Source organism: Nocardioides sp. J54 (assembly GCF_000519005.1).
In the GTDB taxonomy this organism is placed as follows: domain Bacteria; phylum Actinomycetota; class Actinomycetes; order Propionibacteriales; family Nocardioidaceae; genus Nocardioides.
In genome coordinates this window covers 1-24,990 of record NZ_JAER01000030.1, presented here as the reverse complement: position 1 = coordinate 24,990, position 24,990 = coordinate 1, and the positions used below count along the sequence as shown (strand labels likewise).

General features: G+C 73.3%; 29 protein-coding genes and 1 pseudogene. 16 read left to right on the top strand and 14 right to left on the bottom strand.

Annotation, left to right across the window (positions count from 1 at the left end):
* Positions 1-28 precede the first annotated feature (28 nt).
* On the bottom strand, positions 29-535 hold the full coding sequence (locus NOCJ54_RS26505) for a MarR family winged helix-turn-helix transcriptional regulator (RefSeq protein ID WP_051485988.1): 507 nt from the start codon (positions 533-535) through the stop codon (positions 29-31).
* A gap of 69 nt (positions 536-604) precedes the next feature.
* Between NOCJ54_RS26505 and NOCJ54_RS0116985 the strand changes: the two genes are divergently transcribed.
* Positions 605-2,641, top strand: coding sequence for an MMPL family transporter (locus NOCJ54_RS0116985; RefSeq protein ID WP_036518431.1), 2,037 nt, complete (start codon positions 605-607; stop codon positions 2,639-2,641).
* A gap of 12 nt (positions 2,642-2,653) precedes the next feature.
* Here NOCJ54_RS0116985 and NOCJ54_RS0116980 read toward each other — a convergent pair whose 3' ends face one another.
* Positions 2,654-4,138 (bottom strand): flavin-containing monooxygenase, encoded by a 1,485-nt coding sequence (locus tag NOCJ54_RS0116980; protein WP_028656447.1) that lies wholly within the window; start codon positions 4,136-4,138, stop codon positions 2,654-2,656.
* Positions 4,139-4,324: 186 nt separating this feature from the next.
* Here NOCJ54_RS0116980 and NOCJ54_RS28470 point away from each other — a divergent pair, with 186 nt between their 5' ends.
* A complete protein-coding gene (locus tag NOCJ54_RS28470) occupies positions 4,325-4,810 on the top strand; it encodes a CAP domain-containing protein (protein WP_186449932.1) in 486 nt (161 codons plus the stop codon).
* A 29-nt stretch (positions 4,811-4,839) separates the two neighbouring features.
* Positions 4,840-6,063: a PucR family transcriptional regulator gene (locus tag NOCJ54_RS0116970; RefSeq protein WP_028656445.1), complete on the top strand. Its 1,224-nt coding sequence runs from the start codon at positions 4,840-4,842 to the stop codon at positions 6,061-6,063.
* A 19-nt stretch (positions 6,064-6,082) separates the two neighbouring features.
* Here NOCJ54_RS0116970 and NOCJ54_RS0116965 read toward each other — a convergent pair whose 3' ends face one another.
* A complete protein-coding gene (locus NOCJ54_RS0116965; protein ID WP_157514940.1) occupies positions 6,083-6,760 on the bottom strand; it encodes a hypothetical protein in 678 nt (225 codons plus the stop codon).
* Positions 6,761-6,820: 60 nt separating this feature from the next.
* Here NOCJ54_RS0116965 and NOCJ54_RS0116960 point away from each other — a divergent pair, with 60 nt between their 5' ends.
* Positions 6,821-7,057: a hypothetical protein gene (locus NOCJ54_RS0116960; protein WP_145726107.1), complete on the top strand. Its 237-nt coding sequence runs from the start codon at positions 6,821-6,823 to the stop codon at positions 7,055-7,057.
* 241 nt (positions 7,058-7,298) lie between these two features.
* Positions 7,299-7,877 carry a TMEM165/GDT1 family protein gene (locus NOCJ54_RS0116955; RefSeq protein ID WP_028656442.1) on the top strand — a complete coding sequence of 193 codons (579 nt, stop codon included), beginning with the start codon at positions 7,299-7,301 and terminating at the stop codon, positions 7,875-7,877.
* Between the two features lie 126 nt (positions 7,878-8,003).
* Here NOCJ54_RS0116955 and NOCJ54_RS0116950 read toward each other — a convergent pair whose 3' ends face one another.
* Positions 8,004-9,518 (bottom strand): LVIVD repeat-containing protein, encoded by a 1,515-nt coding sequence (locus tag NOCJ54_RS0116950; RefSeq protein WP_036518440.1) that lies wholly within the window; start codon positions 9,516-9,518, stop codon positions 8,004-8,006.
* 89 nt (positions 9,519-9,607) lie between these two features.
* On the opposite strand from NOCJ54_RS0116950, the gene NOCJ54_RS0116945 reads away from it, so the two are divergent.
* The gene (locus NOCJ54_RS0116945; RefSeq protein WP_028656440.1) at positions 9,608-10,288 is read left to right on the top strand and encodes a DUF305 domain-containing protein; all 681 of its coding nucleotides are present in this window, start codon (positions 9,608-9,610) and stop codon (positions 10,286-10,288) included.
* Between the two features lie 88 nt (positions 10,289-10,376).
* Here NOCJ54_RS0116945 and NOCJ54_RS0116940 read toward each other — a convergent pair whose 3' ends face one another.
* From NOCJ54_RS0116940 to NOCJ54_RS0116930, 3 genes are read right to left on the bottom strand one after another with little or no spacing between them, the layout of a single operon-like run.
* Positions 10,377-11,360 (bottom strand): zinc-binding dehydrogenase, encoded by a 984-nt coding sequence (locus tag NOCJ54_RS0116940; RefSeq protein WP_028656439.1) that lies wholly within the window; start codon positions 11,358-11,360, stop codon positions 10,377-10,379.
* A 40-nt stretch (positions 11,361-11,400) separates the two neighbouring features.
* The gene (locus NOCJ54_RS0116935; RefSeq protein ID WP_028656438.1) at positions 11,401-12,282 is read right to left on the bottom strand and encodes an RNA polymerase sigma-70 factor; all 882 of its coding nucleotides are present in this window, start codon (positions 12,280-12,282) and stop codon (positions 11,401-11,403) included.
* Complete coding sequence (locus NOCJ54_RS0116930) at positions 12,279-12,878, bottom strand: carboxymuconolactone decarboxylase family protein (RefSeq protein ID WP_028656437.1); 600 nt, start codon at positions 12,876-12,878, stop codon at positions 12,279-12,281. Before NOCJ54_RS0116930 ends, NOCJ54_RS0116935 begins: the two co-directional genes overlap by 4 nt.
* A gap of 355 nt (positions 12,879-13,233) precedes the next feature.
* On the opposite strand from NOCJ54_RS0116930, the gene NOCJ54_RS0116925 reads away from it, so the two are divergent.
* Complete coding sequence (locus tag NOCJ54_RS0116925) at positions 13,234-13,845, top strand: TetR/AcrR family transcriptional regulator (RefSeq protein WP_028656436.1); 612 nt, start codon at positions 13,234-13,236, stop codon at positions 13,843-13,845.
* A gap of 33 nt (positions 13,846-13,878) precedes the next feature.
* Here the strand turns inward: NOCJ54_RS0116925 and NOCJ54_RS0116920 are convergent, their stop codons facing one another.
* Positions 13,879-14,682, bottom strand: coding sequence for a hypothetical protein (locus NOCJ54_RS0116920; protein ID WP_028656435.1), 804 nt, complete (start codon positions 14,680-14,682; stop codon positions 13,879-13,881).
* Positions 14,683-14,737: 55 nt separating this feature from the next.
* On the opposite strand from NOCJ54_RS0116920, the gene NOCJ54_RS0116915 reads away from it, so the two are divergent.
* Positions 14,738-15,109 carry an ArsR/SmtB family transcription factor gene (locus NOCJ54_RS0116915; protein ID WP_028656434.1) on the top strand — a complete coding sequence of 124 codons (372 nt, stop codon included), beginning with the start codon at positions 14,738-14,740 and terminating at the stop codon, positions 15,107-15,109.
* A complete protein-coding gene (locus NOCJ54_RS0116910; protein ID WP_028656433.1) occupies positions 15,109-16,035 on the top strand; it encodes a cation diffusion facilitator family transporter in 927 nt (308 codons plus the stop codon). The genes NOCJ54_RS0116915 and NOCJ54_RS0116910 overlap by 1 nt, the downstream gene beginning before the upstream one ends.
* Before the next feature lie 32 nt (positions 16,036-16,067).
* Here the strand turns inward: NOCJ54_RS0116910 and leuE are convergent, their stop codons facing one another.
* Positions 16,068-16,724: a leucine efflux protein LeuE gene (gene leuE, locus NOCJ54_RS0116905; RefSeq protein ID WP_028656432.1), complete on the bottom strand. Its 657-nt coding sequence runs from the start codon at positions 16,722-16,724 to the stop codon at positions 16,068-16,070.
* A gap of 68 nt (positions 16,725-16,792) precedes the next feature.
* On the opposite strand from leuE, the gene NOCJ54_RS0116900 reads away from it, so the two are divergent.
* Complete coding sequence (locus NOCJ54_RS0116900; RefSeq protein WP_028656431.1) at positions 16,793-17,410, top strand: dihydrofolate reductase family protein; 618 nt, start codon at positions 16,793-16,795, stop codon at positions 17,408-17,410.
* Between the two features lie 3 nt (positions 17,411-17,413).
* Here NOCJ54_RS0116900 and NOCJ54_RS0116895 read toward each other — a convergent pair whose 3' ends face one another.
* Genes NOCJ54_RS0116895 through NOCJ54_RS28465 form a run of 3 tightly spaced genes read right to left on the bottom strand, consistent with a single transcriptional unit; the run spans position 17,414 to position 18,928 of the window.
* Complete coding sequence (locus NOCJ54_RS0116895) at positions 17,414-17,809, bottom strand: VOC family protein (protein WP_028656430.1); 396 nt, start codon at positions 17,807-17,809, stop codon at positions 17,414-17,416.
* Between the two features lie 46 nt (positions 17,810-17,855).
* A complete protein-coding gene (locus NOCJ54_RS0116890; RefSeq protein WP_028656429.1) occupies positions 17,856-18,332 on the bottom strand; it encodes a GNAT family N-acetyltransferase in 477 nt (158 codons plus the stop codon).
* Positions 18,320-18,928: a TetR/AcrR family transcriptional regulator gene (locus NOCJ54_RS28465; RefSeq protein ID WP_084255362.1), complete on the bottom strand. Its 609-nt coding sequence runs from the start codon at positions 18,926-18,928 to the stop codon at positions 18,320-18,322. Before NOCJ54_RS28465 ends, NOCJ54_RS0116890 begins: the two co-directional genes overlap by 13 nt.
* 52 nt (positions 18,929-18,980) lie before the next feature.
* Between NOCJ54_RS28465 and NOCJ54_RS0116880 the strand changes: the two genes are divergently transcribed.
* Positions 18,981-20,039: an oxygenase MpaB family protein gene (locus NOCJ54_RS0116880; protein WP_028656428.1), complete on the top strand. Its 1,059-nt coding sequence runs from the start codon at positions 18,981-18,983 to the stop codon at positions 20,037-20,039.
* A 6-nt stretch (positions 20,040-20,045) separates the two neighbouring features.
* Here NOCJ54_RS0116880 and NOCJ54_RS26490 read toward each other — a convergent pair whose 3' ends face one another.
* Entirely contained in the window at positions 20,046-20,765 is a 720-nt protein-coding gene (locus NOCJ54_RS26490) for a sensor histidine kinase (protein WP_051485982.1), read from the bottom strand.
* A 41-nt stretch (positions 20,766-20,806) separates the two neighbouring features.
* On the opposite strand from NOCJ54_RS26490, the gene NOCJ54_RS0116870 reads away from it, so the two are divergent.
* From NOCJ54_RS0116870 to NOCJ54_RS0116860, 3 genes are all read left to right on the top strand, one after another.
* Positions 20,807-21,784 (top strand): SMP-30/gluconolactonase/LRE family protein, encoded by a 978-nt coding sequence (locus NOCJ54_RS0116870; protein ID WP_028656427.1) that lies wholly within the window; start codon positions 20,807-20,809, stop codon positions 21,782-21,784.
* 77 nt (positions 21,785-21,861) lie between these two features.
* Positions 21,862-22,158 carry a DUF1905 domain-containing protein gene (locus NOCJ54_RS0116865; RefSeq protein WP_028656426.1) on the top strand — a complete coding sequence of 99 codons (297 nt, stop codon included), beginning with the start codon at positions 21,862-21,864 and terminating at the stop codon, positions 22,156-22,158.
* Between the two features lie 30 nt (positions 22,159-22,188).
* A complete protein-coding gene (locus NOCJ54_RS0116860; protein ID WP_028656425.1) occupies positions 22,189-22,509 on the top strand; it encodes a 4a-hydroxytetrahydrobiopterin dehydratase in 321 nt (106 codons plus the stop codon).
* 24 nt (positions 22,510-22,533) lie between these two features.
* Here the strand turns inward: NOCJ54_RS0116860 and NOCJ54_RS26485 are convergent, their stop codons facing one another.
* Positions 22,534-23,172 carry a hypothetical protein gene (locus NOCJ54_RS26485; RefSeq protein WP_051485981.1) on the bottom strand — a complete coding sequence of 213 codons (639 nt, stop codon included), beginning with the start codon at positions 23,170-23,172 and terminating at the stop codon, positions 22,534-22,536.
* A gap of 192 nt (positions 23,173-23,364) precedes the next feature.
* Here NOCJ54_RS26485 and NOCJ54_RS0116850 point away from each other — a divergent pair, with 192 nt between their 5' ends.
* Together NOCJ54_RS0116850 and NOCJ54_RS29540 are read left to right on the top strand one after the other, a co-directional pair.
* Positions 23,365-23,991, top strand: coding sequence for a hypothetical protein (locus NOCJ54_RS0116850; protein ID WP_028656424.1), 627 nt, complete (start codon positions 23,365-23,367; stop codon positions 23,989-23,991).
* A gap of 371 nt (positions 23,992-24,362) precedes the next feature.
* A pseudogene (locus NOCJ54_RS29540) lies at positions 24,363-24,990 on the top strand (hypothetical protein); the annotation flags it as partial.

The following is a 24,990-nucleotide window of genomic DNA, read 5'->3' as shown; positions in this document are numbered from 1 at the left end:
CCCCGCAGCCGACGGCCCTGCCGTCGCGTCAGCCGTCGTCGGCTCCGCCCCGGTCCCCCTTGTTCGGGGCGGGGTCGGCGACCACGACCTCGATGCACTCCAGCGCGCCGCGCAGGTAGCGCTCGACGACCGCGCGCTCGTCGGGGGAGAGCCCGGCGTCGAGGCGGGCGAGGCCGGCGAACATCGGCGCGAGGTGCCGCTGCACCTCCGCGGTGGCGCTGTCGGTGATGTGCAGCTGCGTACGACGCCGGTCGGTCTCGTCCGGCACCCGGTCGAGGTGCCCGCGGCGGCTGAGCCGGTCGACGATGCCGGTCGCCGCGGCGCTGGTGACGTCGAGGTGGCGGGCCAGGGCCCCCGGTCCCACCGGTCCGTGGCTGAGCCGCTCGAGCGCGGCGAGCTCGACCTCGCTCAGTCCCGCACGCCGGGCGACGACGTGCCGCAGCCGGGCTGCGGCCTCGAGCAGCGTGCGCAACGTCTCCAGTGACTCGGTCGCATGCCACGGCCGGCTCGCGGGTACCTCCGGGCTCTCGTCCACCACAGGTGTCTCACTTTCTTGACTATCAAGTATCTTAACAACAGACACCGACCCCGAGGAGCTCCCCGCATGACCGACGTCGACCGCAGCCCTGCTGTCCTCCCGCAGCTCCGGCGGCGTACCGCGTGGTTCGTCGCCCTGGTCCCGCTGGTGCTGGCGATCCTCGCGATCGGCATGGTCGGGGAGGGCGAGCGCGAGCAGCAGCCCACCGACTCCCTGCCGCGCGGCTTCGACAGCGCGCTGGCCGCGGACCTCGACGACGAGCTCGGCGAGGAGGAGCAGAGCGTCGCGGTCGTGCTGTTCACGGCGGAGGACGGCGGCAAGGTCGACCCCGGCAGCCTGCAGGAGGTCGTGAAGGCCATCGGCGGCGTCCCGCCGAGCCTCACCGTCGCCGACGACGCCAGCGCGGCGTTCGTGATCGTGCCGGTCGAGGCGTCCTCGGCCAGCGCGACCGCCGACCTCGTTGAGGAGATGCGGGGCGAGCTCGAGGACGGCGTGCCCGACGGCGTCACCGCGGCCGTCACCGGCCCCGCGGGGATCCAGGCCGACCTCGCGAACGTCTTCGACGGCGCCAACACCCGGCTGCTGCTGGCCACCGCCACGGTCGTCGCGTTCCTGCTCGTGATCACCTACCGCAGCCCCGTGCTGTGGCTGGTCCCGCTCACCGTCGTCGGCATCGCGGACCGGCTCGCCGCGATCCTCGCCACCAGGGTGATGGCGGCCCTCGACGTCGCGTGGAACGAGTCGACGGTCGGCATCCTGTCGGTGCTCGTCTTCGGCGCCGGCACCAACTACGCCCTGCTCCTCATCTCCCGCTACCGCGACGAGCTCGGTCGCCACGAGTCGCGCCACGAGGCGATGTCCCTCGCGCTGCGTCGTACGGCGGAGCCGGTGCTCGCGAGCGCGACCACGGTCATCGTCGGCCTGCTCACGCTGCTGCTCTCGCTCACGCCGAGCACCCGCGGCCTGGGCCTGGCCTGCGCGATCGGCATCGTGGTCGCGGCGAGCTTCGTGCTCGTGGTGCTGCCGGCGGCGCTGGTCCTCTTCGGCCGGTGGATCTTCTGGCCGCGGACGCCCAAGGTCGGCACCACCCCGCTCGCCGAGCAGACCTCGCTGTGGCACCGCGTCGGCGGCCTGGTCCGCCGCCGCCCGGCGCTGCTCGCCGGCCTGACCGTCGCGCTGCTCGCCGTGCTGTCCGTCGGCCTGCTGAACGTCTCGACCGGGCTCGACCGCGACGACCAGTTCCTCGACACCCCGGAGGCCATCACCGCCGGCGAGCGGCTCGCGGAGTCCTTCCCGGCCGGAACCTCCAGCCCGACCGAGGTGCTCACCCGGGAACGGCCGGACGCCGTGCTCGGCGCGATCGAGGACGCCCCGGGTGTCTCGTCTGCCCAGGTCGCCGGCGAGGGGAACGGCATCACCCGGATCGACGTCGTGCTCGACGCCCGTCCCGGAACGGCCGACGCCCGCGCGGCGATCGGCGACCTGCGCGAGGCGCTCTCCGACTTCGACGACACCCACGTCGCGGGGGAGGAGGCGACCGCGGTCGACGAGCGCGACGGCGCCTCCCGCGACCGCAAGGTCGTGCTGCCGCTGATCCTCGGCGTGGTGCTGGTCGCGCTCGTGCTGCTGCTGCGCTCGATCCTCGCGCCGGTGCTGCTGGTGGCGACGGTGCTCGCGACCTACGCGGCGAGCATGGGCGCGTCGTGGTGGCTGTTCACCGGACCGCTCGGGTTCGACGCGCTCGACGTGTCGGTGCCGCTGTTCGCCTTCCTCTTCCTCGTGGCGCTGGGCGTCGACTACAACATCTTCCTCGTCACCCGGGCGCGCGAGGAAGCCAGGACCCACGGCACCCGCGACGGGATGCTGCGCGCCCTGGCGGCGACCGGCGGCGTGATCACCAGTGCCGGCGTGCTGCTCGGTGCGGTGTTCGCGGTGCTCGGCGTGCTGCCGCTGGTGGTCCTGGCCCAGCTCGGCGTCGTGGTCTGCCTCGGTGTGCTGCTGGACACGCTGCTGGTGCGCACGGTGCTCGTGCCCGCGCTCGGGGTGCTGCTCGGCGACCGGTTCTGGTGGCCGGCCCGGGTTTCGGCGAAGCAGGCCGCCTGACCGGCCCCCGGCTCAGCCGGCTGTGACCGCCTCGCGCTCGCGCGTGGCGAAGCGCAGGTGCTCGTCCACCACGGGCCCGCCGCGCACGAGGCGCACGTCCTCGGCGTACGACATCGACATCAGCCACGGGTAGCGGTCGCCCTGGCGCGGCAGGTCGTCGATGGAGCGTTGCACGTAGCCGGCCGCGAAGTCGAGCAGGGGCCGCGTCTCCATCTCCGGCGCCTCGGGCACGCACACGTCGTGGCCGTGCTCCTCCATGTGCGCCAGCAGGCGGCAGAAGTGCTCGCACAGCAGGCCGACCTTGAGCGTCCACGACGAGTTCGTGTAGCCGATCGCGAAGGCCAGGTTGGGGACGCCGCTGAGCATCATCCCCTTGTAGGCGACGTGGTCGGGCGCGTGCAGCGGCGTGCCGTCCACGGTGATGGCGATGCCGCCGAAGAGGCGCAGGTTGAGCCCGGTCGCGGTGACGACGACGTCGGCCGCGAGGTGCTCGCCGGACTCCAGCTCGATGCCGTCCTCGGTGAAGGTGCGGATCCGGTCGGTGACCACGTCGGCGTGGCCGTCGCGGATGGTGCGGAACAGGTCGCCGTCCGGGACGGCGCACAGCCGCTGGTCCCACGGGTCGTACGGCGGGTTGAAGTGCGTGTCGACGTCGAACCCGTCGGGCAGCGCGCGTTCGTTGACCGTGCGGATGAGCGTCCGCGCGGTGCGCGGGAAGGTCTGGCAGAACTGCCAGACCAGGCGCTGCTTGAGGATGTTCTTGCGCCGCGCCAGCGCGTAGCCGCGCTGCTCGCCCAGCACCGAGCGCAGCCGGTTGGCCAGCTTGTCCTCCGACGGCACCGGCATGACGTACGTCGGCGTGCGCTGCAGCATCGTCACGTGGGCCGCGCCCTCCGCGACCAGCGCCGGGACGAGGGTGACCGCGGTGGCGCCGGAGCCGATGACGACGACCCGCTTGCCCGCATGGTCGAGGTCCTCGGGCCAGTGCTGCGGGTGCACGACCTCGCCGCGGAACCGGTCGCGTCCGGGGAAGTCCGGCGCGTAGCCGGCGTCGTAGTCGTAGTAGCCGGTCGCGCCGAAGATCCAGCCCGCGGTCAGGGTGAGCTGATCGCCGGTGTCGGTGCGCTCGACCCGCACCGTCCAGCGGGCGTCCGCGGTCGACCACGCGGCGTCGACGACCCGGTGGTGGTAGCGCACGTGCGGCTCGACGCCGTACTCCTCGGACGTCTCGCGCAGGTAGGCGAGGATCCGGTCCGCACTCGCGATCGACTTCGGGTCGGTCCACGGCTTGAACTCGTAGCCGAAGGTGTGGAGGTCGGAGTCGGAACGGATGCCGGGGTAGCGGAACAGGTCCCATGTGCCGCCGGACGCCCCACGCGCCTCGAGCACCGCGAAGGTGGTCCCGGGCCGCTCGGTGAGCAGGTAGCGCGCCGCGCCGATGCCGGAGATGCCGGCGCCGACGACGAGGACGTCGAGGTGTTCGGGGCTGCTGGTCATGTCTCCATGGTGCGTCCCGCTGCGTGGACGACGGCAGGTCATCTGGCCCCGTGTGCGCCCTGCAGGTGGTGCGGAGTGCACCCGATCGGGTGCGCCCCCGACTCCCGACGCGGGGGTGTCGGGTACCGCCGGAGGGACATGCCCGGGGGGGACAGGTGGGACTTGACTCGGAAAGGAACACCTCGCATGACCAGATTTCTCCGCTCCGCTGCCGTCGGCCTGATGGCGTCCGCCGCGCTGGTCGCGGCGCCTGACGCCGCGCCTCCCGCCGCGGAGGCCCGCACCGTCGTGGCCAAGAGCAACACCTACGAGCGCAACGTGATGCGGCACATCAACAAGCGGCGTGCCAACAACGGCATGCGGGGGGTCAAGGCCTCGGCCTGCGTCGACCGGTACGCCGAGAGCCGCGCCCGCCGGATGGCGAACGAGAACCGGATGGTGCACTACCCCGGCCTGCGCCGGGTGTTCACCGGCTGCGGAGGCCGCCTCGTCGGCGAGATCATCGCCCGCGGCCGCGGCTTCAACAAGGCGGCCGTCGTGGTCCGCGCCTGGATGCACTCGCGCAGCCACCGTGACGTGATCCTGACCCGCAAGTTCCGGCAGGCCGGCGTCGGCGCCTGGCGTGACGGCAGCGGCACCGTCTTCGTCAGCGTGGTCTTCCGCGCCCCCTGACCGGGGCCGGCGGGCCCTATGCTCCCGCCATGAGCTGGCCGGACCCCTCGCCGCGCACGCGGGAGCTGATCCGGCAGGCTGCGGAGGCGGCGGTGCAGTCGCAGGAGCAGTGGGTCGAAGCCGTCCACGAGGCGACGCTGTCCGCCCCCTCGACCGCCGCGATCGCCGCCGACCCCGCGCTCGCGGAGGCCCTGCGCCGGGCGAACTTCGACAACCTCTTCGCCTGGGCGAGCGCCAACGTCCGCGCCCCGGGCGAGCCGGTGCCGGCCAACACCAGCACGGTGCAGCTCGACGTCGCGCGCGATCTGGTGCGCCGCGGGCTGGACGCGGTCGGCCTGGACGCCTACCGCACCGGGCAGAACGTGGCGTGGGAGTCGTGGATGCGGATCTGCTTCGGCCTGACCCGCGACTCCGACGAGCTGGAGGAGCTGCTGCAGGTCTCCGCCGCGTCGATCTCGGCGTTCGTCGACGAGACGATCGAGGCGGTGACCGAGCGGATGGCGGCCGAGCGCGACGAGCTGACCCGCGGGTCGCAGGCTGAGCGGCGCGACATGGTGGCGCTGGTGCTCGAGGGCGCCCCGGTCTCGCTGACCCGGGCCGAGTCGGTGCTCGCGCACCCGCTCGACGGTGACCACACGGCGGCGGTGGTCTGGACGACCGACCCCGAGAGCGACCTCGGCCGGCTCGAGCGGGCGGCCGAGACGGTGATGCGCGCGTGCGGTGCCCGGCAGCGGCTGACCGTGCTCGCGGCCGCCGGGACGCTGTGGGTGTGGCTGCCGGTCGCCACCGAGCCCGACCGCGACCAGCTGGTGGCCGCCCTGCGGCGCACCCCGGAGGTGCGGGTCGCGCTCGGTGGGCCGGCCCGCGGGGTGGAAGGCTTCCGGCGCAGCCACCACGACGCCGTCGAGGCCCGCCGCCTCGTGGCGCGGCTGGGCACCGCTGACCAGCTCGTCGCCTTCGCCGACGTGCAGCTGGCGACGCTGGTGACGCGCGACGAGGCCCGCGCGGCGGAGTACGTCGCGCAGGTGCTCGGCGAGCTGGCCGACGCCCCGGACGAGCTGCACGAGACGGTGCGGGTCTACCTCGCCGAGCTCGGCAACGCCTCGGCCGCCGCGGCCCGGCTGTTCACGCACCGCAACACGGTGCTGCGTCGGCTCGCCCGCGTCGACGAGCTGCTGCCCCGCCCGCTCGCGGAGGACCCGCTGCGGGTCTGGGTCGCGCTCGAGGTGCTGCGCTGGCAGGTCCGCGGCTGAGCAGGCGGCGGTCTGCGGGTCAGCCGGCGGCGCCTCCGCGCTGGGGTGCGGCCGAGACCTCCGCCAGCCGGACGGCGGCGTGGCGCACGATCGCTGCCTCCTCCTCGTCACGCACCGCCTCGTGCGGCACCGCGCCGCCGAGCAGCGCAGCCGGCTGGGTCAGCCACGCCCACACCTGCCACGGGTCCATCCGGGCCGCCAGCAGCGGCTCGAGCACCGGCGCGAGCTCGTCGCGCAGCTCGCCGGCGTCGGTGAGCTGGAAGGCCGGCACCAGCGTGCCGCCCTCGTGCGGCACCACCAGCAGCGCGTTGCGCCCGGCCGCCTTGTGCACCGCGAACCGGGCAGCGTTCTCCGAGGTGCCGCGCACCTCGGCCAGGCTCGCGTAGGTGTGGCAGGGGCTGGCCAGCAGCGCGGCGCGGACCTGCGCCTTGCGGCGCAGCTGCACCAGCGTGACCGGCACGGCGTGCGCCGGGTCGTCCCCGTCCTGGCGCAGCACGCGGTCGAGGTCGGCGAGCTGCTCGGGCGTCAGCGGAGCGCCGGTGCCGGGGTCGCGCCAGTGCACCGCACCACCGAGGTCGCGCTCGAAGGTCGGCAGGCCGGCCTCCGCCAGCTGGCCGGCCAGGCCGAGCTCCTCGAGCCAGGCCGCCAGCCGGGGGCCGGTGCCGGCGGCGTCGTACGCGTGCTGCTCGTCCTGCATGGTGACCAAGCCTCCCATCCCCGCTGGGAAGAGCGCACGCGGTCGGTTAGCGTGCTGCCCATGACTCGGGATCATCGACGGATGGAGGCGGGACGGGCGTGGTCCGTCCGCCAGCTGGTCGCCTACCGGAGGCTCATCGTCAACGGTGAGCGGATCGACCCGGAGCGGGCGGTCGCCGACTACCTGCGCGCCAACCCGCGCGCCGACCTCGACGCCAGGGCCACCTTCCCGGAGTGGGAGCGCGGCCGCGTCTCCGGCGACACCGCGCAGCGGATCCAGGGCCTGCCCATCCGCTGACCCGTCCGGGGCTGCCGTGGTGATTCCGGTGCGACGGCAGGCACCGGCTAGGGTGGACGGCGAAAGGGAGTAGTCCCCAACAGCCGCGTCGACACACTGACCTCCGGGTCCGGTGCGGCAGGCCACCGGTGAGTCAGGTGGCGGACGAGACTTTCGACCAGATCGCCGACCCTGACGGGCGCCTGGTCGAGAGCGTCCGGAGCGGACTCCCCTCGGCCGGCGCCGAGAGGAAATCCACCCCATGTACGCCTTCCTGCTGTCCACCGCGGTCATCTTCGTCGCCGAGCTCGGCGACAAGAGCCAGCTGATGGCGATGACCTTCGCGGCGCGCTACCGCGCCCGTGACGTGCTCATCGGCATCACCGCCGCCACCGCGCTCGTCCACCTCGCCTCGGTCGGCATCGGTGCGCTGATCGGCGACGCGTTCGCCGACTACCAGGGCACGATCTCGGTCGTCGCCGGCCTGGCCTTCATCGGCTTCGCGCTGTGGACGCTGCGCGGCGACGAGCTCACCGACGAGGAGGCCGACAAGGCCCGCAACGCCACCGGTGCCGCGATCCTCGCCGTGGGCGTCGCGTTCTTCCTCGCCGAGCTCGGTGACAAGACCATGCTCGCCACGATCACCCTCGCCACCCAGGAGGGCTGGTTCGGCACCTGGCTGGGCTCCACGCTGGGGATGGTCGCCGCCGACGCGCTGGCGATCCTGGTCGGGGCGATGCTCGGCAAGCGGCTGCCCGAGAAGGTCATCGCCTATGGCGCCGCGACACTCTTCGCGCTCTTCGGCCTCCTGCTCGTGGCGGACGGCACGGGCTGGCTCTGACGCCGGCCGCTCGCCGGACGCCCCCCGGACGCAACGGAGCCCCCGTCGGGTCGACGGGGGCTCCGCTCCTGGAGGGGCCAGGAGGTCCGGTCTCGTGCTGCCGGTGTCGTGCTGCCGGGCTGCCGGTCAGTACGACGTCTGGGACTGCACGTTGAGCTCGTCGCTCGTCACGCCGTTGGCCCGGGCCACGCGCGGGTCGTTGACCTTGAAGACGTCGAAGCCCATCTGGATGTCGCTGGAGTAGATGTGGCCGTTGTACCAGTACGCCGACCACGAGCCGCCGAGGATCAGCCGCTCCTCCGACAGCGGGCCGCGGTCGAACCACGCGATCTCCTCCGGGTTCGCCGAGTCGGTGAAGTCCCACACGGAGATGCCGCCCTGGTACCACGCCTGCACCATGATGTCGCGGCCCTTGACCGGGATCAGCGAGCCGTTGTGGGCGACGCAGTTCTCGGTGTTGGCCTGGGTGCGCGGGATCTTGAAGTACGACCTGAACTCCAGCTTGCCGCCGACGATGTCGTAGATGCCGTCGGCGCCCTTGACGTCACCGACCGTCGGGTTGCAGGTCGGGCCGCCGCCACCGCCGAGCTCGTCGGTGAAGACCACCTTGGTTCCGGCGTTGTTGAAGGTCGCCGAGTGCCAGAACGCGAAGTTCTCGGTGTCGCGCACCTGCTCGGTCACGACGGGGTTCTCCCGGTCGGAGATGTCGATCAGCACGCCGTCACCCATGCAGGCACCCGCGGCGATGTCCTTGGCCGGGTAGGCCGTCAGGTCGTGGCAGCCCGAGGTCGTGCTGGAGTAGCCGCCGGACGGGTTGCCGCCGTCGGGGAAGAGCACCGGCTCGCTGACGACCGCCGCCGTCTCCGGCGCGTCCACCGGGACCTTCACCACGCTGATCAGGTCGTGCGGCGGCTGGCAGTCGGGGAAGTTCGCGTTCGGGGAGTACGACGACACGTAGACGTAGACGTCCTTGCCGTCCTTCGACGGGGCGAGCGTGTGGGTGTGCGAGCCGCACCTGGTCTCGACCGACGCGACGTACTGCGGTGCGGTGGGCTCGCTGATGTCGAAGACGCGGATGCCCTCCCACGACTCCTTGATCGTCGCGGACTGGCCGACGTTGTCGCAGGTGTCGTTGCTGCGGCTCGAGTCGACGCTGAGCACCAGCAGGTCGCCGTACACGGAGATGTCGTTCTGCGAGCCGGGGCAGACCACCTGGGTCACCAGCTGCGGCTCGTGCGGCTTGCGGATGTCGTAGACCGACAGGCCGTCGTAGTTGCCCTGGAAGGCGTAGTCGCCCTGGAAGGCGAGGTCGGTCTGGAACGCGCCCTCGGCGGCGAACGCCCCGGACTTCGGGATGTTCGCGAGCAGCTTGATGTTCTTGCTCTTGTCGACCTCGCCCGGCGCGAGGGTCGCCGCCGCGTCGTCGAGCTGCGCGAGGTCCTGGCCGGGCTGGCAGGCCAGGTCGAAGTTGTCGCCGGCCCGTTCGGCGGCACGTTCCTGGCCGGGCGGACACTTCGCCGGCGCCTCGTGGCCGTCGTCGTGGGCCACGGCCGGCAGGGTCACTGCCGTGAGGCCGAGCGCCAGGACGCCCAGCGCTGAGACGCCGAGCCTGCGCAGGCGCAGGGGGACAGGGATCGCCATGTTCACTCCCGAGAAGGTTGGTACGGCTCCGTGCCCTCGATGCTGTCCTATGGTGAGGACGCCCCACAAGACCTCTTGAGGAGTTCTCGGTGTCTCGTTCTCGGTCGCTTCCGCCTGCCGTCCTCGCTGCCGCAGCGGTGCTCGCAGCGCTCGCCCTCGGGGGCTGCCTCGACCACGAGGACGACGGGCGGGCGCAGTCCGACCCGGCGCCGGTGGTGCTCCAGCCGGGCGGCCCCGGCGAGGAGGCGCAGACCGTCGGACCGGACGCCGGTGCTGCGGAGGGCGACTTCTCGCACGACGACGTCGCCTTCGTGCAGATGATGATCCCGCACCACGCGCAGGCGCTGGTCATGTCGGACCTCGCGCCCGGACGGGCCGAGTCGCGCCAGGTGAAGGCGCTCGCGCGCCGGATCTCCGCCGCCCAGCGCCCGGAGATCCTGACCATGGCCGCGTGGCTGCAGGAGAAGGGCTTCTCGGTGCCCACCGCTGCCGACGACCCCAGCGCCTACGACCACGGCGAGCACGGGCACGCCACGATGCACGGGATGCTCAGCGACGAGCAGATGCGCGCCCTCGAGGCCGCCAGCGGGGCGGAGTTCGACCGCCTCTTCCTCGAGGGGATGATCCAGCACCACCAGGGCGCCATCGAGATGGCCGACGCCGTCGCCCGGCGCGGCAGCGACGTGCGGGTCACCGAGATGGCCGAGGAGATGGTCATCGGCCAGGGCGCCGAGGTGGACCGGATGCGGGCCGTGCTCGAGCGGCTCTAGCGCTCGGCACGCTCGCCCGCGCCGGCGGGCTCCCACGCGAACCCGTCGGGGTCGGTGCTCGGGTGCTTCTCGATTCCTGACGGGTTCGTCAGGGCCGCAGCAGCACCTTGCCCGACCGGCCGGGCTCCGCGTTGGCGGCGGCCGCGTCGCGCACGTCCTCCAGCGCCACGACCCGGTCGACCGGCAGCGTCAGCGTCAGCGAACCGTCGCCGATGCGCTGCGCGAGCTCGGCGTAGAGCGCGTTGCGCTGCTCGGCCGGCATCGTCCGGGCGACGGTGCTCGCCCAGAACCCCCGCACGCTGGCCTGCTTGAAGATCAGGTCGCCCGACGACAGCTCCATCGTCGGCGACTGCATCGCACCGAAGACGACCAGCAGCCCGTTCTCCGCGAGCAGCGACAGCACCTCGCCGCTCGCGCGGCCGCCGACGGAGTCGACGCCGACCGCGACCGGCGCGCCGCCGGTGATCTCCTGCACCCGGTCGCGCCAGTCGTCGCCGTCCGTGGCGACGACCTGCCCGATGCCGAGGGCGGCCAGCTCGTCGACCGCGTCCGCCCGGCGCACCAGGCCGAGCACGTTGACCCCGCGGGCAGCGCCGAGCTGGGCGACCATCCGCCCGACCGCGCCGTTCGCGGCGTTCTGCACCAGCCAGTCGCCGGGCTGGAGGTCGAGCGACTCCAGCAGCGCGATCGCGCTGAACGGCATCGACACCAGCTGGGCGGCGACCTCGTCGAGGATCGCGTCGGGCACCGGCAGCAGCCCGCCCGCGCGGGCGACGAAGTGCTCCGCCCACGCCCCGAAGCTGCCACCTGACGCGACCCGCTGCCCGACCTCGAGCCCCGCGACGCCCTCGCCGAGCGCCTCCACGACCCCGACCGCCTCGGTCCCCGCCCGCGCCGGCAAATCCGGCTTGAAGCCGTAGGACCCGCGGATCGTCCACAGGTCGTGGTTGTGCACCGCCGCGAGCAGCGTGCGCACCCGCACCTCGCCGGGCCCGGGCTCCGGGACCGCCACGTCCTCGACGGTGAGGACCCGGGTCGGGTCTCCGAACTCGTGGTGCATCACGGCGCGCATGGGGACCAGCATGGTGGGCGGGTCAAGGCGCGGGGCCGGCTCACCCCTCCCGGCTCAGCACCGCCTCGCTGTCCAGGGCGGTCAGCTTGTGCGGGTTGCGGACGACGTAGATGTGGGTGACCCGGCCGTCCTCGATGGCGAAGCTGACGGCGGTGAGCTCGCCGCGGGCGCGGATCAGCGCGGCGGGGGCACCGTTGAGCCAGACCAGGTCGAGGGTGGCGTCGGGGGCGAGGACGGTGAAGCTGGCCAGCAGGCGGGCGACCGGCTCGGCGCCGGAGAGCGGCTTGCGGATCGCGTTGGCGATGCCGCCGCCGTCGGCGCGGAGCAGCACGTCGGGGGCCATCGCGTCGAGCAGGGACTGCACGTCGCCGGTCTGCACCGCCGCCATGAACCGCTCCACGACGGCCTGCTGCTCGCGGCGGTCGACCTCGTTGCGGGGCCGGCGGGAGGCGACGTGGTTGCGGGCCCGCAGCGCGACCTGGCGCACGGCGGCGGACGTCTTGCCCACGGCAGCGGCGATCTCGTCGTACGGCATGTCGAAGACCTCGCGCAGCACGAACACCGCGCGCTCGGTCGGGCCGAGCGTCTCCAGCACCGTCAGCATCGCCATCGAGACGCTCTCGGCGAGCTCCACGTCCTCGGCGACGTCGGGGGCGGTGAGCAGGGGCTCGGGGAGCCACTCGCCGACGTAGTCCTCGCGCCGGCGGGCGAGGGTGCGCAGGCGGTTGAGGGACTGGCGGGTGACGATGCGGACGAGGTAGGCCCGGGGGTCCACGACCTCGGCGTGGTCCACCGCGGCCCACCGCAGCCAGGTCTCCTGCACGACGTCCTCGGCGTCGGCTGCGGAGCCGAGCATCTCGTAGGCGACCGTGAAGAGCAGGTTGCGGTGGGCGACGAAGGGGTCGGTGTCCCGAGACGTCATGCCTGCGAGCCTACGACCGCCGACGGGCCCGGCTGGGCGAGCGGCTTCATGCCGCAGGCGGCGGCGAAGCCCTCCGACTCGATGCCCAGCGAGGTGTTCGAGCGGGTCGTCATGTTGGCGAACCCGATGACGGTGGTCAGCTCGAGCAGGCCGGCCGGGCCGAGTGCGGCGAGCAGCGGCTCGACCATCTCGTCGGTGACCGTCGGCGGCGTCATGCTGGCCGCCTCGGCGTACTCCATCACCTGGCGCTCCAGCGGGCTGAACACCTCGGAGTCGCGCCAGCGCGGGACCTCGCGGGCCTTGTCCTCGTCGAGGCCCTTGTCGCGGGACATGAAGTAGTTGAAGTCGAGGCACCACGAGCAGCCGACGAGCGAGGCGACGGCCATGTGCGCGTAGGTCTTCAGCGTCTCGTCGCACTCGTCCCACTTCTGCAGCTTCTGGCCGTAGCTCATGCTCGCCTTCAGCGCGGGCAGGTGGTGCCACATCACGCCGAGGGACTCCGGCACGTGGCCGAACATCTTGGCGGAGAACTTCTTCACGAGCGCGCCGTAGACGCCAGTGATGGGCTTGGCGGGGATGCGGGGGGTGGTGGCCATGGTGTCTCCTCCTCGGTCGGCCAGGTCGCTCCTGGCGGGTTCTGGCATGGAGACACCGGCCACCGCCCGCGTGTGACACGGGACGGTGCTGCGTCGCGAAGAGGGACCAGGGGCCGGACGGCGACCATCATCAGCGGGGTGGGACTCCCGCTGATGACGGCCGTCCGTGCCGCGGGCGGCCGGATGGCCCGGCGGTCGGTAGGGCTCGACGCGCCGTGCCCGGGGTTCGCCACGAAGTGGCACCTCTAGGTAAACCCGGATGCTTGACACTCGTCAAGACCTGCCTTGACGGATGCCCAGTTGTTGCCCATCGCCCGGGGGTCAGGGAGCGGGGTCCGGGGGTAGCCTCGAAGGGATGACGACCGCCCAGGCTCGTCGTACCCCCGCCGACAGGCACGACGAGCGTCGACAAGCACTGGCCGACTCCGCGCTGCGGACCCTCGGCGAGCTGGGCTACGCCCGCGCGAGCCTGCGCGAGATCGCGAACAACTCGGAGTTCTCCCACGGCGTCGTCCACTACTACTTCCGCGACAAGCTCGAGCTGATCGTCTACTGCGTGCGGGAGTACAAGGCGCGCTGCGTCCACCGGTACGACGAGGTGGTGGAGACCTCGCGCACCCCCGAGGAGCTCGTGGCCGGCTTCGCCGACAAGCTGGTCGAGACGATCGTCGAGGAAGCGCCGATGCACCGGCTCTGGTACGACCTGCGCTCCCAGAGCATGTTCGAGGAGTCGCTGCGCGAGGCGGTGCTGCAGATCGACCAGACCCTCGAGGACATGGTCTGGCGCGTGGTCACGACGTACGCCGACCTGTCGGGGCGCGCTCCCGCGATGGCCTCGGCGGTCACCTACGGCATCCTCGACGGCCTCTTCCAGCAGGCCCTGCTCGGGCACCTCTGCGACAAGGAGGGCGTGCTCGACGAGCTGCGCCACCGGGTGCACGACCTGATGCCGGTGCTCCTCACCTGAACCCTGGCACAGGTCCGGCGGCCGGCCCGCGGGTCAGCCGGGGCGGCGGTCGGCGAACGACAGCCCGAGCTGGGCCAGCGCGGCCTCCAGCCGGTCGAGCGCGATCGGGCCGACCCCGTGCAGGGCGGCCAGGTCGTGCCGGGTCCACGTGCTGACCGCCTGGAGCGTGTGCAGGTCGACCGCGCGCAGCGCCCGGGTGGCCGGGGCGCCGATGGTGCGCGGCAGGGGCGTGCCCTCCCGGCGCGGGGCGCGCTCGCGGGGACCGTCCTCGTGGTCGAGGACCACCTCGCCGCGCGGGGAGAGGCGGTAGCCGATGGCGAGCGACTCGGTCAGTCCGCGCTCCTTGAGCTTGCGCACGTCGCGCTTGAACTCCGCGGTGGGGCGGCCGAGCCGCGCGGCGAGCTCGGGCGCGCGGACCTCCGGGTTGCGGTCGATGAGGCGCAGGGTGTCGCGGGTCCACGGGCCGACCGGCGAGGCGGCGTCGAGGCGGTCCAGGCCCGCGAGGATGGCCACCACCTCCGCTGGGTCGGGCAACTGCCCGCGCAGCGTCTCGCGCGGGTCGACGCCGGCGTAGCGCAGCCCGACCCGGAAGACCGGCCGCTCGGCGCGGGCGGCGAGCACGTCCTTGAGGGCGGCGAGGGAGTGCGCCCCGGCCCGCCGTGCGTCCTCGGCGCGCAGCGAGGACAACGGGACCTGCTCGACGCTGACCACCTCGACGAGGCCGACGGCCGTGCGCAGGCGGGTGCCGACCTTCACCCGCGGGCGGTCCCACCGCCGGAAGGCGAGGTCGACCCGTCCCTCCCGGATGGCCTCGAGCTCCGCCGGTCGCATCAGCACGCAGGGGAGCATAGACCGGTTGACCAACGACGCCGAAGGGTGCTTACATCGCCACATGGCGATGAATCAGCTGGAGCGCGAGGTGGAGCCGCTCGTCGCGGCGGCGTGCCTGCTGCACGCGCTGAGCGACCCGAACCGGCTGGCGATCCTGCAGCACCTGGCCCTCGGTGAGCACCGGGTCGTCGACCTGACCGACCACCTCGGCCTCGCCCAGTCGACCGTGTCGAAGCACCTGGCCTGCCTGCGCGACTGCGGGCTGGTGGTGTCGCGACCGAGCGGCCGCGCGTCGATGTTCTCCCTCGCGCACCCGGCCGCGACCGCGGAGGTTCTGCGCGCGACCGAGCGCCTGCTGGAGGCGACGGGGGAGGCCGTCGTCCTCTGTGAGAACTTCGGGCCCGCCGCGCTGCACGGCGACGAGGCGTCCTGATGGGCGTCGGGCACGGGCACGGCCACCCGCCAGCGGGCGGCCCCGCCGGCCATGCGGGCGGGCGGCACCGGTGGCGGCTCGCGGTCTCGTTCGCGCTGGTCGCGGCCTTCTTCGTCGTCGAGCTGGTCGCCGGCCTGCTCAGCGGCTCGCTGGCCCTGGTGTCCGACGCGGGGCACATGGCCGCCGACGTCGTGGCCCTCGGGGCGGCACTCGTCGCGACGCGGATCGCCACCCGCGCGGACAGCACCGGACGTCGTACCTATGGCTCCTACCGGGCCGAGGTCTTCGCCTCCGGGCTGGCCGTGCTGATCATGCTCGGCGTCGCGGTCTACGTCGTGGTCGCCGCGGTGGGGCGGGTCGGCGAGGAGGTCGAGGTCGAGACCGGCGCGATGCTCGTGGTCGGTGCCCTCGGCCTGGCGGTCAACCTCGTCGCGCTGCTGCTCCTGCGCGCCGGTGCGAAGGAGTCCCTCAACGTCAAGGGCGCCTACCTCGAGGTCGTCGCCGACACGGCCGGCAGCGTCGGCGTGATTGCCGCGGGCGTCCTCGTCGCGGCCACCGGGAGCGGCGTGTGGGACACCGCCGTCGCCTTCCTCATCGGCGCCTTCGTCGCCGTGCGGGCCGTCCTCCTCGGCCGCGAGGTGCTCGCGGTGCTCGGCCAGCACGTGCCCGCCGGGATGGAGATCGACGCGGTCACCGCCTCGCTCGCCGCGGTCCCGGGGGTGTGCGACGTGCACGACCTCCATGTCTGGACCCTGACGTCGGGGATGAACGTCGCCACCGCCCACCTCGTCCTCACCGAGGGCGCCGACGCCGCCGCCACGCTGCGGGCCGGGCAGGCCGCGCTGCGCGAGGACCACGCCATCGAGCACGCCACCCTCCAGGTCGAGGGCCACCGCTCGGACGCGTGCGACGACGTCAGCTGGTGACCCTGCCGGGTCAGGTCCGGGTCAGGTCCGGGTCAGGCGCTGGCGAGGGAGAGCTTGACCGCGAAGCCCAGGAAGACCGCGCCGATCGCGGAGGTGCCGAGGGCCGAGAGCGAACGACGCCGGCGGAAGGTCTCGGCGAGGCGGGCGCCGCCGAAGATCAGGGCGGAGAGGTAGAGCACGCTGGCGAGCTGGGCGAGGGTGCCCAGGGCGAGGAAGGACACCGCCGGCTTGCCGTACGCCGGGTCGACGAACTGCACGAAGAAGGCGACGAAGAACAAGATCGCCTTCGGGTTGAGCAGGCTGATGACGAGCGCCCGCCGGTAGGGGCGCTCGCCGGGGACCGGCGGCGGTGCCCCGTCCTCGACCACCTGCACCGCCCGACGCCGCTCGCGCCACAGGGCGAACGCGCCGCGCAGCATGGTGAAGGCGAGGTAGCCGAGGTAGCCGGCGCCGACGTACTTCACGACCGCGAAGGCGACCTCGTTGGTCTTCAGCAGCGACGCCGCGCCAGCTGCGGAGAGGAACATCAGGACCGCGTCGCCGGTCCACACCCCGGCGGCGGCGCGGTAGCCGTCGGCCACGCCGCGGCGGGCGGCCACGGAGAGGACGTAGAGCGAGTTCGGACCGGGCAGCAGGATGATGAGGACCAGGCCGACGAGGTACGTCGAGAGGTCGGTGATGCCCAGCACGGAGAGATGCTGCCACGGCGCAGGCCGCGGGCGCGCTGAATTCCCGCGGGCGGGACGGTCTGCACGACATGGGCATCGTCACAGCCGACATCTCCACCACCCTCGACGGGTTCGCCTCGGGGCCGCGGCAGCGGCTGGAGCGACCGTTCGGCGACCTCGACGAGCAGCCGCTGCACGCGTGGATGTTCGACCACGGCGACGAGAGCCGGGCCGAGGTCGACGCGATCGTCGACGCGGGCGCGTTCGTCATGGGCCGCAACATGTTCAGCCCCCACCGGGGCGGGTGGGACCTCTCGTGGCGCGGGTGGTGGGGCGAGGACCCGCCGTACCACGCCCCTGTCTTCGTGCTGACCCACCACCCGCGCGACCCGCTCGAGATGCAGGGCGGCACGACCTTCCACTTCGTGACCGACGGCCTCGAGGCCGCGCTGGACCGCGCCCGGGACGCGGCAGGCGGGCGCGACGTCGCCGTCGCCGGCGGCGCGACCACCGTCAACGCCTGCCTGGCCGCCGGCCTGCTCGATGAGCTGCGCTGGCACGTGACGCCGCACGTGTCGGGCTTCTCCGTGGCCGACGGGCACGCCGGCTCCCGCCTCTTCGACGGGGTGCCGGCCGGTGCGATGGAGGCGGTGTCGGTGCGGCACACGCCGCACGTCACCCACCTGGTGCTCCGCCGCACCGGCTGAGCGTCACCCCTGCGGCGGGCAGAGGCAGAACGGGTGGCCGTCGGGGTCGAGCATGACCCGCCAGGTCATCCAGTCGGGCTGGTCGTCCTGCCCCGGGGCCACGGTCGCCCCCAGCGCGGTGGCATGCTCGATGGCGGCGTCTAGGTCGGGCACCCGGAAGTCGAGGTGCGACTGCTGCGGCTGGTCCTGGCCCGGCCACTCCGGGCGCCGGTAGCCCTCGACGGTCTGGAAGTTCAGCGTGGTGCCGAGGACCTCGGCGCTGGCGTAGCCGTACTCCGGGTAGACGCCGGTGACCTTCCCGCCGCACAGGTCGGCGTAGAACTGCGCCAGCCGCGCGGCGTCGGAGGTGTCGAGGCAGACGGCGAGGAGCTCGGTGATGGGGGAGGTGCTGGTGCTCATGGACCCAGCGTGCACCGGCCCACCGACAGTCGGTGCCCGGACGGCTTCAGAGCTCCCGGATGTAGCAGAGCATCCGGTAGTCCTCGCCCGGCTGGATGTTGGTGAAGCCGTGCCGCTCGTAGAACCGCCGGGTGTCGGTGTCGACCTCGTCGACGTTGATGTGCATCTCGATCGCGCCGCGGGCCAGCACCTCGTCGACCGCGCGGGTGAGCAGCGCCGTGCCGATGCCGCCGTCGCGCAGCGCGGGTACGACGTAGAGCTCCTCGAGCTGGGCGAGCGGACCGTCGCCGTACGGGGTCGGGCGCAGGGTCAGGTAGCCGAAGCCGGTCGGTCGCCCGTCCTCCTCGGCGAGCACCACGAGCACGTCGTCGCGGGCCAGCAGGCGTGCGAAGCGCGGCGTGAAGTCCTCGGCGGTCGGCGTGGGCGACTCGAACTCGGTGTTGAAGTCGAAGAGCAGCCGGGCCACGACCCCGGCGTCGGCCGGGGTGGCGAGGCGGACGGTGCGACCGGTCACCTGACCCATGATGCCGCGAGGGAGCGGGCGGTGGCAGTGAGCCGGGCGGCGTCGTAGCGCAGCGGGTCCTCGAGCACGAGCCGGCCGAAGTGCTCGAGCAGCGCGATGATCCCGTGCGCCACCACCTCGGCGTCGACCTCCTCGCCGAGCACGGCGGTGACCAGGCCCTCGACGAACTCGCGCACCTGCTGGCGGTCGCCCTCGATCCGGCTGCGCACCGCGTCGGGCACGTTGGCGGGGGACCGGAGGATCGCGCGCCAGGTCACCGGGTCGTCGAGCAGCATCCGGTGCAGCGCCGGGCAGGCCTGCTCCACCACCTCGACCGGGTCGGTGCTCTCGCCCGACGGCAGCGCGGCGAACAGCTGGCCGACCGCCCGGGCCTGCTGGCGGTCGAGCAGGGTCAGCAGCAGCGCGCCGAGGCCGTCGAAGGCGCCGTAGACCACCGGCCGGGTGACCCCGGCCTCCTTCGCGATCGCGTCGATGGAGACGCCGTCGTACCCGTCGCGGTCGATGACCCGCAGCGCCGCGTCGAGCAGCTGGGTGCGCCGCTCCTCCATGGGCATCCGCGCGGCGTAGGGACGTCGCTTGCGGGGCTGCTGGGACACGCCGCCACCCTAGGGCCTTCCAATTACTACACATGTGTAGCAATATGTCGCCATGCTGAAGCGCACTCGTTCCGAGGTCGAGCCCGCCGCCGACCACGGGTTCTTCGGACCTGACTCGGTGACCTGGCGGGTCTGGGGCTACCCGACGTCGCTGACGATCGGGTTCAGCCGGGCGGTGGTGGTCGAGGAGCTCGACCCGAACCTGGTCGCCTCGGTGGACCGCACCCAGGACATCTACCGGCGGCCGCGGACCCGTTACGACCGGACGATCCGCTACTTCGCCCTCGTCGCCTTCGGTGACAGCCGCACCACGCTGCAGGCCGCCGATGTGCTGGTGAAGGTGCACAGCAAGGCGATCGGCCTCGAGCCCTACGGCGGCGGGCGGTACGACGCCAACGACCCCGACTCGCAGCTGTGGATCCTCGTCACCGGCTGGCACTCGGTGCTCAAGGCGTACGAGATGTACGGCCCCGGCAAGCTGTCCGAGGCCGAGGAGGCGCAGTACTGGGCCGAGTGCGCGGTCGCGGCCGAGATGCAGACCTGCGACCCGGCCGACGTGCCGCGCTCGCGCGCTGAGCTGCACGCCTACTACGAACGGATGCGCCCGGTGATGTCCGGCTCACCGATCGCACGGCGCGCGATGCGCCACCTGATGGACGTCGACCAGCTCGTCGACGCGCCCCTCGTGCTGCGCCCCGCGCAGTGGGTGGTCGGCAGGTTCTTCCGCGCCGGCGTCATCGCGACCCTGCCGCACTGGATGCGCGAGATGGGCGACGTCCAGCAGCCCAGGGTGATGGACCTGGCCGCACGGCCCGTCCTGCGCGCCACCTTCGCCGCGCTGTCGACCAGCAAGCGCCTGCAGCTGCGCGTGCTCGGGATGCTCTCGCCGAGCACGGTGCCGGTGGTGGCCCCGGTCCTCCTGGGCGTGCCCCCGGTCTCCCCGGAGGTGCTCACGCCCGCCGAGGCGCGGGAGCGCCACGGCTTCGAGCGCCCGGCGGAGGCGCACCTCGCGTGGCGCCGCCAGCAGCACGAACGGGTCTTCGGCCGGGGGCAGGCGCCGAGCGACGCCGGGCTCGTCGAGTCGGAGGAGATCCTCGGCCGGCTGGGCTGAGCCGGCTCAGCCGGGCTGGCCCCGGTGGTAGCGCACGTGCAGCGCGCGCACCTGCTCGGCGAGCTCGTCGACCGGGCCGTCGACGGGGATCCCGGGGGCGACCTCCACCGGCACCGGCTCGCCGTGCACGCGCACCGCGACGTCGAGACCGCACGTCGAGCCCAGGGCGGACTCCTCGGCCGCCCGGTGCAGGGCGTCGGCCAGCGCTGCGCCGCCGGCGTCGTCGGCCAGCTCCGCCGGGGCGAGGTCGCGCACCACGCGGCGCACCTCCTCGAGCCCGCCGCGGGCGGTCGCTGCCGCGGTCCGGACGTGCTCCCGCGCGGTCGCGGGCTGCTCCTCCCACGCCTGCTCGGCGGCCTGCAGCAGCAGGTTGATGCTGGAGAGGCCCTGCCCGACCGAGTCGTGGATCTCCCGCGACAGGCGGGTCCGCTCGGCCAGCGCGCCGGTGCGGTGCTGCTCCTCGGCGAGCTGCCCGGCCACGGCCTGACGGGCGCGGGACTCGAGGTCGAGCGCGCGGTAGGCCAGCACGGTCACCAGGCCGACGCCGACCGGACCGGCGACCTGCACCGGGTCGACGCCGTCGGTGATCCGCTGCCAGGCCGCTGTCAGGAGGGCGGTCATCGCGACGACGCAGCCCACCGCCCACGCGAACGGCAGCACCTGCAGCACGGCGAAGGCGACGGGCACCGCGCACCACGCGAAGGACGGCGCGACCGCGGTCAGCACACCCCACGTCCGGGCGGCCCGCCGCGCCGCAGGCTGGAGCCATGAAGCGAACCCACGTCCTCCCGACCCTCCTGCTCACCCTCGCGACCGCCGCCACCGGCACCCTCGCCGGTACGACGACCGCCGCTGCCGACGCCGGCGGCCGCCCGGCGTCGTACCTGCTCCAGGGCGACGCCGACAGCCCGGTCGGCTCGAAGTTCGAGGGCATCGGCGCCGACGAGCGGCGCGGTGTCTTCTACGTCAGCGAGGTGACCGGCGGGGAGATCCACCGCGGCACCGCGCAGTCGGCCACGACCGAGGAGTGGCTGGCTGGTGACGGCACCGACGGCCGGTTCACCGCCCGCGGCATCACCGTCGACGACGCCGGCAACGTCTACGTCGCGGGCGGCCCCAACGGCATCGGCACCGGTCGGCCCGACCTCTGGGTCTACGACCGCCACGGCGAGCTGCTCGCCGCGCTGCGCGTTCCCGGCACCACCGACGCCTTCCTCAACGACGTGACGATCGGCCCCGATGGCGCGGCGTACTTCACCAACTCCAACGACCCCCAGCTCTTCCGCGTCGCGCGCGGCGCGCACGGCTGGGAGGCGACGCTGTGGGCCGACGCGACCGGCACCATCACCCGCGAGGAGGGCTTCAACCTCGGCGGCATCGTGCTCACCGCCGACCGCTCGGCCTTCGTGGTCGCGCAGGGCAGCACCGGCCGGATGTGGCGCTTCGACGCCCGCACCGGCGCGGTCGGCGAGCTCGCCACCGGCACCGACCTCGTCGACGCCGACGGGCTCGTGCGGCAGGGCAACCGGCTCACCGTCGTGCGCAACTTCAGCAAGGCGGTCGCCACCCTGCGGGTCTCCGCCGACGGCCGCAGCCTGGTCGCCCTCGACCAGCAGGCCACCGCCGCCGACCGCGTGCTGACGACGGCCGCCACGTTGCGCGGACGCGTGCTGTACGTCGACAGCAAGTTCGACGAGGCCGTCGCGTCCGGCCCCTACGAGGTCGTCACGGACCCGACGCGATGAAGCCCCTGGGCCTCCCCACGCTCGCCCTGCTCCTCGAACCCGTTGCCGCGCGGCCCGCGACGGGCTAGGACTGCAGGGTGGACATCTCCTTCACCGGCACCGTCGTGGAGTGGCGCGGCCCGGCGCCGTACTGGTTCCTCTCCGTGCCCGAGGACGAGAGCGAGGACATCAAGGACGCCGCCCGCGGCATCGAGTACTGGGGCCAGGTCCCCGTCGTCGTGACCATCGCCGGCCACGAGTTCACCACGGCGCTCTTCCCGAAGGACGGTCGCTACCTGGTGCCGCTGAAGGTGACCGCCCGCCGCGACGCCGGCCTCGACCCGCTCGAGGAGGGCCGGCAGGTCGACGCCTCGCTGCGGGTCGGCCGCCGGTGACGGCGGAGATCCAGGGGTACGGTCGGGAGCATGGCACGCAGCTACCAGACCGTGACCGCTGAGGAGTTCACCGCCGCGGAGGGTCTCGCGGAGTGGCGCGTCGAGGGAGCCCAGGCGACCGTGCGCTTCCGGACCGGGAGCTTCGCGACCGGGCTGGCGCTGGTCAACGAGATCGGGCGGCTGGCCGAGGAGGCCAACCACCACCCCGACGTGACCCTGCGCTACCCCGAGGTCGAGGTGTGGCTCGGGACCCACGACACCGGGACGGTCACCGACGCGGACGTCGCCCTGGCGCAGCAGATCGCTGCCGCCGCGCGGGCGATGGACGTGCCCGTCGCCGTCGAGGGGTGAGGGACCGCCGGCGGGACCCGGGGGTCAGACGAGGCTGCGGTCGTCCAGCTGGGGCGCGGCCTCGCGCAGCTGGCCGCGCCGCCACAGGTGGTGGATGACCAGCGCGGCGGTGAGCGACCCGAGGACGCCGAGGCTGAGGTCGCTGAGCGTGTCCTCGTAGGCGAAGGCACGCTCGGCGTGGCCGCTGATGAACGCGTAGTACTCCGCGACCTCCCAGGCGATGGCAGCCGTCGCACCGACGGCGAGCGCCCGCTCGATGACGCGGCAGCGCGGCGCGCTGCGGTGCAGGGTGAGCAGCACGACGGCCGCCGCGATCAGCCCGGTGTTCGCGAAGTGCATGAGGTCGTCGAACCACACGATCGAGTCGTAGAGGTCCATCCGGTTGCCGAGGACGTCGGTGAAGCAGGTCAGCGTGACGAGCAGGTCGGCCAGCCACGGGAAGGACGCCCGGTCCTTCCACGCCAGCAGCCAGATCAGCGGGATCGTGAACGACAGCAGCGGGTACCCGATCGCCCGCGCCTCGGCGGCCTTGTTGCGCAGGTTGCTGCCCTCGGGGTCGACCACCGCGGCCAGCAGCAGCACCACCAGCAGACCCTTCGCCATGCAGTCCGCAGTCCTGACCAGGGTCGGCGTCGGGTAGCGCACGGCCACGGCCTCGGTCATCCGGGGGCTCCTGTCGTCGGCGAGCGGCCCATCCTGCCACGAGGGCACCGCCCGGACCGAGCCGGGGAAGGCCGGTACGACGGGCGCGGCGCCTGCCACCCCGGCGCCTCCCTGTCAGGCAGGATGTACGAGAATCGCCAGTCCTGGCGCGGCTTTGCTGCCCGCAGGACCGACAACGAGCAAGGGGGAGCCGTGGTCGACACCCGGGTGGAGGTGGCAGCCGGCCCCGCGTCCTACCAGCGCTTCGGGGTGCAGTGGGTGCGGCGCGTGCTGCACAAGGAGCGCATCCTGCGCACCGTGGACGCCGTCCTCGGCGACCAGATCTCGCTCGGGCCGATCGGTGCCGGCCCCGGCCGGGCGTTCGCGAGCGTCAGCTTCACCGGCACCTTCGGGCCGACCACCGGCGAGGAGGTCCCCGCCGAGCTGCTCACCTACGCGCTGAACCTGCCGATCAGCGTCGTCTTCCAGCTCGACCTGCCGCTCGACCAGCTCCACTTCGCCGCCGACGTGCAGGTGCCGCTGGTGCTCGTCGTGCACACCGAGGACCCGCTGCGGCTGCGCCTGGAGCTGCGGACCCCGACCGAGGACCAGATCGGCCTCGAGCTGCGCACCGACACCCGGCGCGGCGCGATCCTGCGCCGGATGACCGGGCTCGACTCCGAGCTGCGCCGGTTCGTGCTCAAGGTCATCGACACCGAGCTGGCCAAGCCCTACGTGCAGCGCGCCACCCACCTCGACATGGAGGAGCTCATCGACCACGCCTGGCCGGTGCTCACCGAGCAGTTCCTGCCGCGCGGCCCCGAGGACCGGCTGGCCTGAGCGAGACGCAGACCGGCGGTCGCGCGGGTGTGTGATGCATCCGACAACCATCGGATGTGAGGACGTCGTGCTCGGTAAAGATCGCCGAATTCGGCCTTGACGGCCGGGTAAAGGCCCCTAGTCTCCGACGCGGGGCCGGCTGCGCGTGGGGCGTGGTCGGTGGGAGGGAGTGCTGGACTGGGTCGCGCCCGATCGGCGAGGCCCTGGTTCGACGCTCCCTCTGTCGGTTTTCGGCCGAACCCGTCACCGGAAGCTCCCGAGGCCGTGCTGCAGCACGGCCGACACCACGACATGGGGACAACAACATGATGAAGTCACCGCGGCCTGTCGGCCGCACCCTCCGCCGCGCGCCCGCGCGGCGCGGCCTGGGGATGCGTGTCGCACTCACGCTCCCGGCCGCCCTCCTGGCCGTCACGGCCCTGACCGCACCCGGCCACGCCGACGACGCCGACACCAGTGGCGCCGCGGCCTCGGCCGAGGTGGAGACCCCGGCGCCCGAGCCCGAGGCCGCGCCGGAGCCGAAGGCCGCCCCCGAGCCCGAGCCGAAGCCGGCCCCGGAGCCCGACCCGGCTCCCGAGCCGGACCCGGCCCCTGCACCGCAGCCCGACCCGGCTCCGGCCGCGCAGGATGCCGAGCCCGACCCCGCCCCCGAGGCCGACGCCCCGCCGGCCGGCGAGGTTGCCGAGCAGGGCGCGCGGCAGGTCGCGGCCGCCGCGGTCCAGGACGACGTCAACGAGAAGAAGGTCGTCGTCTGCAAGTACGTCTCGACGCCGGGCGGTGTGCTCGACCACATCGTGATCGTCAGCATCAACACGCTGACGGGCTGGGACGGCGTGACGCTTCCCTGGCAGTTCCCGGACGCCCACGACTCCCTGGCCCTCCGCTTCGCCAACGTGGGGGAGCAGGCGCGCGACGTGCCGGTCAGCGAGTGCCCGACCGACGCCGAGGGCGAGCCCGACCCGGAGCCCGACCCGGACCCGGACCCGGAGCCGGAGCCCG

What these genes read in the sequence shown, in the direction of transcription:
- NOCJ54_RS0116985 (WP_036518431.1), top strand. Translation starts at nt 605, where the DNA reads ATGACCGACGTCGACCGCAGCCCTGCTGTCCTCCCGCAGCTCCGGCGG.
- NOCJ54_RS0116980 (WP_028656447.1), bottom strand. Translation starts at nt 4,138, where the DNA reads ATGACCAGCAGCCCCGAACACCTCGACGTCCTCGTCGTCGGCGCCGGC.
- NOCJ54_RS28470 (WP_186449932.1), top strand. Translation starts at nt 4,325, where the DNA reads ATGACCAGATTTCTCCGCTCCGCTGCCGTCGGCCTGATGGCGTCCGCC.
- NOCJ54_RS0116970 (WP_028656445.1), top strand. Translation starts at nt 4,840, where the DNA reads ATGAGCTGGCCGGACCCCTCGCCGCGCACGCGGGAGCTGATCCGGCAG.
- NOCJ54_RS0116965 (WP_157514940.1), bottom strand. Translation starts at nt 6,760, where the DNA reads ATGCAGGACGAGCAGCACGCGTACGACGCCGCCGGCACCGGCCCCCGG.
- NOCJ54_RS0116960 (WP_145726107.1), top strand. Translation starts at nt 6,821, where the DNA reads ATGACTCGGGATCATCGACGGATGGAGGCGGGACGGGCGTGGTCCGTC.
- NOCJ54_RS0116955 (WP_028656442.1), top strand. Translation starts at nt 7,299, where the DNA reads ATGTACGCCTTCCTGCTGTCCACCGCGGTCATCTTCGTCGCCGAGCTC.
- NOCJ54_RS0116950 (WP_036518440.1), bottom strand. Translation starts at nt 9,518, where the DNA reads ATGGCGATCCCTGTCCCCCTGCGCCTGCGCAGGCTCGGCGTCTCAGCG.
- NOCJ54_RS0116940 (WP_028656439.1), bottom strand. Translation starts at nt 11,360, where the DNA reads ATGCGCGCCGTGATGCACCACGAGTTCGGAGACCCGACCCGGGTCCTC.
- NOCJ54_RS0116935 (WP_028656438.1), bottom strand. Translation starts at nt 12,282, where the DNA reads ATGACGTCTCGGGACACCGACCCCTTCGTCGCCCACCGCAACCTGCTC.
- NOCJ54_RS0116930 (WP_028656437.1), bottom strand. Translation starts at nt 12,878, where the DNA reads ATGGCCACCACCCCCCGCATCCCCGCCAAGCCCATCACTGGCGTCTAC.
- NOCJ54_RS0116925 (WP_028656436.1), top strand. Translation starts at nt 13,234, where the DNA reads ATGACGACCGCCCAGGCTCGTCGTACCCCCGCCGACAGGCACGACGAG.
- NOCJ54_RS0116915 (WP_028656434.1), top strand. Translation starts at nt 14,738, where the DNA reads ATGGCGATGAATCAGCTGGAGCGCGAGGTGGAGCCGCTCGTCGCGGCG.
- NOCJ54_RS0116910 (WP_028656433.1), top strand. Translation starts at nt 15,109, where the DNA reads ATGGGCGTCGGGCACGGGCACGGCCACCCGCCAGCGGGCGGCCCCGCC.
- NOCJ54_RS0116900 (WP_028656431.1), top strand. Translation starts at nt 16,793, where the DNA reads ATGGGCATCGTCACAGCCGACATCTCCACCACCCTCGACGGGTTCGCC.
- NOCJ54_RS0116895 (WP_028656430.1), bottom strand. Translation starts at nt 17,809, where the DNA reads ATGAGCACCAGCACCTCCCCCATCACCGAGCTCCTCGCCGTCTGCCTC.
- NOCJ54_RS0116890 (WP_028656429.1), bottom strand. Translation starts at nt 18,332, where the DNA reads ATGGGTCAGGTGACCGGTCGCACCGTCCGCCTCGCCACCCCGGCCGAC.
- NOCJ54_RS0116880 (WP_028656428.1), top strand. Translation starts at nt 18,981, where the DNA reads ATGCTGAAGCGCACTCGTTCCGAGGTCGAGCCCGCCGCCGACCACGGG.
- NOCJ54_RS0116870 (WP_028656427.1), top strand. Translation starts at nt 20,807, where the DNA reads ATGAAGCGAACCCACGTCCTCCCGACCCTCCTGCTCACCCTCGCGACC.
- NOCJ54_RS0116860 (WP_028656425.1), top strand. Translation starts at nt 22,189, where the DNA reads ATGGCACGCAGCTACCAGACCGTGACCGCTGAGGAGTTCACCGCCGCG.
- NOCJ54_RS26485 (WP_051485981.1), bottom strand. Translation starts at nt 23,172, where the DNA reads ATGACCGAGGCCGTGGCCGTGCGCTACCCGACGCCGACCCTGGTCAGG.